Origin of the sequence: Candidatus Pseudoscillospira sp. SGI.172 (assembly GCF_050313575.1) — a bacterium.
Lineage (GTDB): Bacteria > Bacillota > Clostridia > Oscillospirales > Oscillospiraceae > Vermiculatibacterium.
This window is the reverse complement of record NZ_JBNPLQ010000025.1, coordinates 37,487-44,923: the sequence shown is the minus strand read 5'-3', so window position 1 is coordinate 44,923 and position 7,437 is coordinate 37,487. Positions and strand designations below refer to the sequence as shown.

At 59.7% G+C, this 7,437-nt stretch carries 5 protein-coding genes; 2 read left to right on the top strand and 3 right to left on the bottom strand.

Translation table 11 applies throughout. The features are described 5' to 3' along the window. Window positions 1-42 precede the first annotated feature (42 nt). Window positions 43-1,089 (top strand): IS30 family transposase, encoded by a 1,047-nt coding sequence (locus ACQRD3_RS10175; RefSeq protein WP_427781333.1) that lies wholly within the window; start codon window positions 43-45, stop codon window positions 1,087-1,089. Window positions 1,090-1,240: 151 nt separating this feature from the next. On the opposite strand, the gene ppk1 is transcribed toward ACQRD3_RS10175, so the two are convergent. Together ppk1 and ACQRD3_RS10165 are read right to left on the bottom strand one after the other, a co-directional pair. Then, complete coding sequence (gene ppk1 / locus ACQRD3_RS10170) at window positions 1,241-3,385, bottom strand: polyphosphate kinase 1 (RefSeq protein WP_427781331.1); 2,145 nt, start codon at window positions 3,383-3,385, stop codon at window positions 1,241-1,243. Continuing rightward, on the bottom strand, window positions 3,369-4,334 hold the full coding sequence (locus ACQRD3_RS10165; RefSeq protein ID WP_427781329.1) for a phosphatase: 966 nt from the start codon (window positions 4,332-4,334) through the stop codon (window positions 3,369-3,371). Before ACQRD3_RS10165 ends, ppk1 begins: the two co-directional genes overlap by 17 nt. A 161-nt stretch (window positions 4,335-4,495) precedes the next feature. Here ACQRD3_RS10165 and ACQRD3_RS10160 point away from each other — a divergent pair, with 161 nt between their 5' ends. Continuing rightward, window positions 4,496-5,419 (top strand): magnesium transporter CorA family protein, encoded by a 924-nt coding sequence (locus ACQRD3_RS10160; RefSeq protein ID WP_198933281.1) that lies wholly within the window; start codon window positions 4,496-4,498, stop codon window positions 5,417-5,419. 53 nt (window positions 5,420-5,472) lie between these two features. On the opposite strand, the gene ACQRD3_RS10155 is transcribed toward ACQRD3_RS10160, so the two are convergent. Further along, entirely contained in the window at window positions 5,473-7,386 is a 1,914-nt protein-coding gene (locus ACQRD3_RS10155) for a S41 family peptidase (protein WP_080907775.1), read from the bottom strand. Window positions 7,387-7,437 lie beyond the last annotated feature (51 nt).

The window sequence follows — 7,437 nt, the reverse complement described above, 5'->3', positions numbered from 1 at the left end:
AAAGGACGGGGCCTTTTATTCTACCGAACGGAGGAAAACACCATGAAGCGTCGCAGATTCAAGCAGTTGACCAGGACGGACCGCCTGAACATTGAAAAGTATATGCGCCAGGGCATGACGAAACAGGCCATCGCCGACGCCCTGGGTGTCAGCCTTCGGACGGTCTATTATGAACTGAAGCGGGGCCAGTATGTCCACACTAATTCCGACCTGACGGAGGAAATCCGGTATAGCTGTGACGTCGCCGAAGCGGTCAAGAAGTACAACGGCACGAATAAAGGCCCCCAGTTGAAGATCGGCAACGATCACGAACTGGCGGCCTATATTGAACAGCGGATCGCCGGCGACGGATATTCACCGGCGGCGGTCCTGGGTGAAATCCAGGTCCAGGGCCTGAAGTTCAAAACGTCGATCTGTAAGTCGACCTTGTATTCCTATATCCGGAAGGGCGTCTTCCTGTCGCTTGAAATGCGCGACCTTCCCCGCCACGGCAAGAAGAAGCGCGGCTACACCCGTACCCACAAGAAGGGCGCCAGGGCGTCCGCCGGAACCAGCATTGAACACCGGCCGGAGGAAGTGAACGCCAGGACGACTGTCGGTCATTGGGAAATGGACTCCGTCCTTGGAAAGAAGAAGACGAAGCCGGCCCTTCTGGTCCTGTCTGAACGGCTGTCCAGAAAGGAACTGATCATCAAGGTCCAGGACCACACCGCCGCCAGCGTGGTTCGCGCCCTGGACCGCCTGGAACGGAAGATGGGATCGCCGGCCTTCCGTGCCACCTTCAAGTCGATAACCGTCGACAATGGTTCCGAGTTTGCTGACGTCGACGGCATGGAACGAAGCTGTCGCCGGAAGGGGCCGCGGACGAAGGTCTACTACTGCCACCCCTATTCTTCCTGGGAACGTGGGACCAACGAAAACACGAACGGCCTGATCCGCCGCTGGTTCCCAAAGGGGACCGACTTCAGCAAAGTCAGTGTCCAGGAAATCCAGAAGGTCGAAGACTGGCTGAACGCCTACCCCCGCGAAATCCTGGGCTTCCGATCTGCTGACGCGGTCTTCTCCACCGCCTTCGCGGCCTGTGTCTGAAACTTTTTTATCTTTTTTGCAAAAATATGTTGACTTTTGCGCCTTTCAGTGAGGTAGGGATGTCGGCTTCTACTTTGTTGACTGTTCGATTCTTTGGGAGGATCAGAAAAGGAAAAGTGACGCTGCATGGAAAAAACGCCTGGGCAGAGGGTTAGCCTCTGCCCAGGCGTTTTTTTAGCCAAGTAAAGAATCCGTCGGACTCCGAGGTTGCCGGCGGCAGGACGGTGGAGGTCTCGGCTTGCTCCTGCAAAGCCTCCTGTAAAAATACTGCTTGGGCATCCACAGGAGCTTCGCCCTCGGGCCGGGGAATAGGCGACAAGCTTCCATCCGATCCGATGAGCCGGGCCTTCGTATTGTCTCTGCACAGCACTTCAATGTCGTGAGCCAGCTCCCGACGAACGCCAGGATCTAGGATCGGGCAGGCGATCTCCACCCGGCGCTGGGTATTGCGGGTCATGAAGTCGGCTGAGCCGATGTACATCCGTGCGTCCTCACCCGTTCCAAAGACAAAAACCCGTGGGTGTTCCAGAAAGCGTCCCACGATGGAAAAAACCCGGATATGATCGGTGAGCCCGGGGACGCCGGGGCGCAGACAGCAGATGCCCCGCACGTTCATCAGGACCCTGACCCCGGCCTGGCTGGCCTGGGCCAGCTTATCGATCAGAACCCGGTCGGTGATGGAGTTCATTTTGAGAAAGAGAAAGCCCTTGCTGCCCTTGGCAATTTCCCCGTCCATGAGGCTGAGCAGGGTGGGGCGCAGGCTGTGGGGGGCGGCGAGCAGCAGGCGGTATTCTCCTTCCAGATTGCCGGTGGACAGGTCCTGAAAGAAAGCAGCGGCGTCGGAGCCGATGGCGGGGCTGGCTGTCATGAGGCAGAAATCGGTGTAGAGCTTCGCGGTCTTTTCATTGTAGTTGCCGGTGCCGATCTGGGTGATGCACTGCACCCGGCCCCGGTCCCGGCGGGTGATGAGACAGATCTTGGAATGGACCTTGTAGCCCTCGATGCCGTAGATGAGGGTGCATCCGGCCTCCTCCAGACGCTCTGCCCACTGGATGTTGTTCTGCTCATCGAAGCGGGCCCGCAGCTCCATGAGCACAGTGACGTCTTTGCCGTTCTCCGCCGCCGCCGCCAGATACTCCACCAGCTTTGCCTTGGAGGCCAGCCGGTAGATGGTAATTTTGATGGAGAGGACGTCCGGGTCGGAGGCCGCCTCCCGCACCAGACGAAGAAAAGGCTCCATGGAGTGGTAGGGGTAAAAGAGAAGAGCGTCCCGCCGGAGGATCTGTGGGATCATGGGTTCCGTTTGGGAGAGACCCGCGGGCCATCCGGGGGTGAAGGGAGGGTAGGTGAGCGCGGCCCGACTCTCAGGCGGGAGCTTTGGCTCCAGGGCGTAGACATAGTCCAGAGAGAGGGGGGCCTTGGAGTGAAAGACGCGCTCTTCGTCCAGCCCCAGGCGCTGGCGGAGGCAGAGCAGGGTTCCCGGTGCCAGTTCCCCCTGATATTCCAGCCGCACTGGCGCCAGCCGGGCCCGTTTCTTCAATACCCGCTTCATGTGCTGGCGAAAATCGTCCTCTGCCTCACTGTCCTCGTCCTCTGGAGAAATATCGGCATTCCGGGTGACGGAGACCACCGCCCGGGCCCCCACGGAGTAGCTGTCGAAGAGCTCGTGGGCGAAGGTGAGCACCACCTGTTCGGTCAGTACGTAGCGCAGGCCCCGTTCTTCCAACTGCAGAAAAGGGGGCAGAGACCGGGGAATGGGCACCAGGCCCAAATACTCTTTTCCGTCCCGTTTGAGGGACAGAGCTACATTGAGCTGTTTGGTGGGCAGGTGGGGAAATGGGTGGTGGGCGTCCACTACCAGGGGGGAGAGAATGGGGGAGACACTGTTCCGGAAAAAGCGCTCCACCTGACGGCGCTCCCGGCCATCCAGCTCACTCCACTCCAGATTGCAGACGTTGCAGGCCCGCAGCCGCTTCTCCAGGGCAAGAAACAGTTTGTCCCGGCGGCGGTAGAGAGGCGGTACGGCCTGAAAGACGGCGGCGAGCTGCTGGGCGGGGGTGAGCCCGCTCTTGTTGTCCACATGGGGCTCCTTGATGAGGGCCATGTCCCCGATGCTCCCCACCCGGATCATGAAGAACTCATCCAGATTGCTGGTGAAGATGGCGGCAAACTTAAGCCGCTCGAAGAGGGGGACTGTCTCGTCCCAGGCTTCTTCCATCACCCGCTCATTGAATTTGAGCCAGGAGAGCTCCCGCTCCTGGGTGTAACGAGTGTCTACCTCATCCCGCCTGGACATCGCGGCCCCCCTTTCCCATGACGCGGCACAGCAGATAGCCCTCCCGGACACCCTGAGCGCTGACTGAGACGGTCTCCACTCCGTGGATCTTGATGACGGTGTTGAGGATGATCAGGCCGGGGAGGAAGGTGTGGACCCGGTCGGGGGCGGAGCGGAGGATCTGGCGCAGAGTGGATTTGTCGCCTTTTTTCAACAGGTGGTAGAGCTCCCGGATCTCCTCGGCGGAGAGAAGGCGTCCGGGGGCCCCGCCGTTGAGATCATCGCAGAGCTTGCCCACAGCCCGGATGGTTCCGCCCACACCCAGGAGATGAGGGAAGGAAGTACAGTCGTCACAGCCTGCCCGGCTCAGTTCCTGCCGGACTTGCTGTCGGATGCGCTTGGCCTCCTCCGGAGTGGGGAAAAGCCCGGAGACAAACTGAGTGTACAGAGAGAGGGAGCCCATGGGCAGGCTGCGCCCGGACCGGATGGCGCCGTTTTCATAAGCAACCAGCTCAGTGGAGCCGCCGCCGATGTCGGCCAGCAGCCCGGTGTGTTCCGGCTGCCGGGAGGCACTGAGAGCGCCCCGGAAGGAGAGCACGGCCTCCTCGGCACCGGAGATGACTTCCAGTGCCACGCCGGTCTCCGACCGTATGACGTCCACGGCTTCCTCGGTGTTTGAGATGTTTCGCAGAGAGGCGGTGGCGAAGGCGTGAAATTCAGAGATCCCCAGATTCTCCAGCAGGATCCGAAAGCTCAGAAGGACCCGGCAGGCGACCCGGATGCCCTCCGGGGAGAGCACTCCCTCTTTTACATAGCCGGCCAGACCGGCCATTTCTTTTTTGTTGAGCAGAAGCCGAAAACCGGCTTCATCATACTGAAAAATAGACAGACGCATGGTGTTGGAGCCCACGTCCGCAATTCCACAAGTGGCCATGATCGAAAGGCCCTCCCTCAAAGGATAGTGTTCCATTATTTTATGCCTCTTCTGCGAAAAAAACAACGGCAGTTACAAAGACTTTACAAAAAAGCCACCTGCAAGGAACCTTGCAATTCTTCGCTGGGTAAACTATAATGAACACAGATGTCAAAACAGCCCCAACCGGGCGGAAAAGAGAAGAGGGGGCGGGGGCCATGCTCTCCATCCGCAAAACCATAGACGGAAAAATGACCGCAGTGAAGGAGATCCAGGAGGGATGCTGGATCAACCTCATCAGCCCGACAGAGGCGGAGCTGGCGCGGGTCTCCCAGGCGCTGGAGGTGGACCAGACCTTTCTGCGGGCGGCGCTGGACGAGGAGGAGACTTCCCGGGTGGACTCCGATGACGGACAGACCCTGATCATCATCGACCTCCCCTCTGCCGAGGGGAGCGATCCGGTGCTCTATTCCACGCTTCCCCTGGGCATCCTGGTGACGGAAAACCATATCGTCACCGTCTGCACCCGGGAGAGCTCCATTCTCCAGGATTTTGAAAATGGGCTTATCAAGGCGGCCCAGACCCAGAAAAAGACCCGGTTCATCTTCTATATCCTTCTCCAGGTGGCCAAACGGTATCTCTACTATCTGCGGCAGATCGACAAGCTGTACAATCACATGGAGCGCCAGCTCTATAAGTCGCAGAGGAACAAGGAACTGATCCAGCTCCTGGATCTGGAGAAGTCTCTGGTCTACTTCAACACGTCCCTGAAGGCCGATGAAGTGACGCTGGAGAAGATCCTCCGGGGCCGCATCCTGCCGCTTTACGAGGAGGATCAGGAGCTGCTGGAGGATGTGCTCATCGAAGTGCGGCAGGCCATCGAGATGACAGGAATCTACTCCTCCATCATCTCAGGTATGATGGACGCCTTTGCCAGCGTGATCTCCAACAACCTGAACGTCATTATGAAGGTGCTGACCTCCATCACTATTCTGCTCACGATCCCCAACATCGTGTTTGGATTTTACGGAATGAATGTGGCCGGTCTGCCGATGGACCGGTTCTGGTGGTTCCCTCTGGCGCTCACCGCCGTCATTGTGGCTGTGATCGCGGTGATCCTGAAGGGAAAGGATCTGTTCTAGGCAAAAAAACTGCCCGCCGGTCGAATTCGATCGGCGGGCAGTTTTTTCTGTAGTTATGCCGGGAGAATATCCACATAGGACAACAGCCGGTAGAGGGTGTAGGCCGCCTCGTCCCGGGTGGTGGCGGCAGTGGGAGCAATCTCTCCGGCGTCAGCCCAGAGCAGGGTGATGGTGTTTCCGAGATAGCCCTTCTGGCTGTAAGACATCAGCCAGGCGGAGGCCTTGGACCAGTCGGCGTAGTGCATCAGGCCCACCACATTGTAGGAGCCGTCGGGAGCCTCCTGAGCGGTGTTGTAGAGATGCATATTCAGCCGCTGGGCCAGACGGCCCATGATGGTGATAAACTGTTGGTGGTCAATGGTGTCCTCGGGGCGGAAGGAGCCGTCCCCGGTGCCGGTGACCAGCCCCAGATTGGACAGGGCGGTGACGGCAGGGGAGTACCAGGCCTCGGGGGAGACATCAGTATAGGGACTTTTGTTTTCGGGCACCCGGCAGTTGAGGGCAGAGGCCAGCAGCTGGCACAACTCGGCCCGGGTGAGGGTGTCCGAGGGATGAAAGTCTCCGTCGTCCTTGCCGCTGATGAGTCCGTAGGTCTTGAGAACGCTCAGGGGGGTGAGGTAGTCGGAGTCCTCCTGGTCGGGAAAGACCGGGGCCTGGTAGGTCAGGCCGACGCGCTGGGCTACCGCAGAGGCCGAAGAACGGGTCCAGCCGCCGCTGCCGTTGGACAGCCAAAGGTCTTTGTTGTCTGGTACGGCGTTCAAAAGGGCCTGAAAGGCATCCCGGTAGTCGGTGCCGGCGGCGGTGGATAGGTCTATGTACCACTGCCAGTCCAGATCGAGACGCAGGGTGTTTTGGTTGTTTCCCTTGGGATCGGCCCCAGCCAGCAGATAGGCAATGTCGGCGGTGTAAGACGGATCTACCAGCAGATCGGGGATGACGCCCACTTGGTCGGTGGTGTTTCCGGCGGGGGAATAGAACCGGTGAGAGGTGATCTTTATGGCGTCTCCGTCGGCAAAGAAATCGGGCATGCTGTCCTCATCCAGCACGGATTGTGCCACGCCCTTTCCGAAAGTGCGGGTGCCCACCACGATGCCTGCTCCCCGGTCCCGGATGGCAGAGGCAAAAATTTCAGAGGCGCTGGCAGTATAGGAGTCCACCAGGACGATGACCGGGTAAAGAGTGAGGCTCTCCTCCTTGTGGTAGTAGGCGCCATATTCGCCCTCTCCATCCCGGAGGTAGGCCATTTCGCCGACTCCGGTGAACAGCCCGGCAGCCTCGGTAGCGGCCTCGGTGACACCGCCGGTGTTGGACCGCAGATCTACGATCCAGGCGGTGGCCTGATCCTTGTAGGCTGTGATGCCCTCCCGGAAGTGGCCCACCGTCTCGTTGCCGAAGGTGGTGCAGCGGATGTAGCCGATATGTCCGTCCAGCAGCTCGGTGGTGGTGGCGGGGATGACGATCATCTTGCGGGTGAGGACGGCGGTGGCCTCCTGACCGTCCCGGCGGTAAACGAGCTTCACCTGGGTGCCCTCTTTGCCCTGGATCCAGCCGGTGACAGTGTTGGAGTCCTGGCCCAGCACCGAGTGGCCGTCCACCTGGAGAATGAGGTCCCCGCCCCGCAGCCCCGCCTCTAAAGCGGGAGAGGCGTCCAGGACCCGGTCAAGGAGCAGGCCCTCCTCCGTGACGGTGAACACTACGCCGATACCCACCAGGGAGGCATCGGACATGCTGGCGTTAAAGCGCTGGTATTCCTCGGGAGTGAAATACTGGGTGTAGGGATCGCCGAGGGCTTCGATCATATCTGAAATGGAGGGCTGGTTCAAAACCGCCTCCGGAACGCTGTCCACATAAAACTGCTGAAGGAGAGAGCCGGCCTGCTCCGGGGTGAGCGCCCGGGCCGCGGGGACCAAAAGGAGCGTGAGAGAACAGGCGGCCGCGGTCAGCCGGGGGAGAAGTATTTTTTTCATGGCATTGCCTCCAATGGAAGATTGTCCTCATTGTAGTCCCAAACGCCTCCG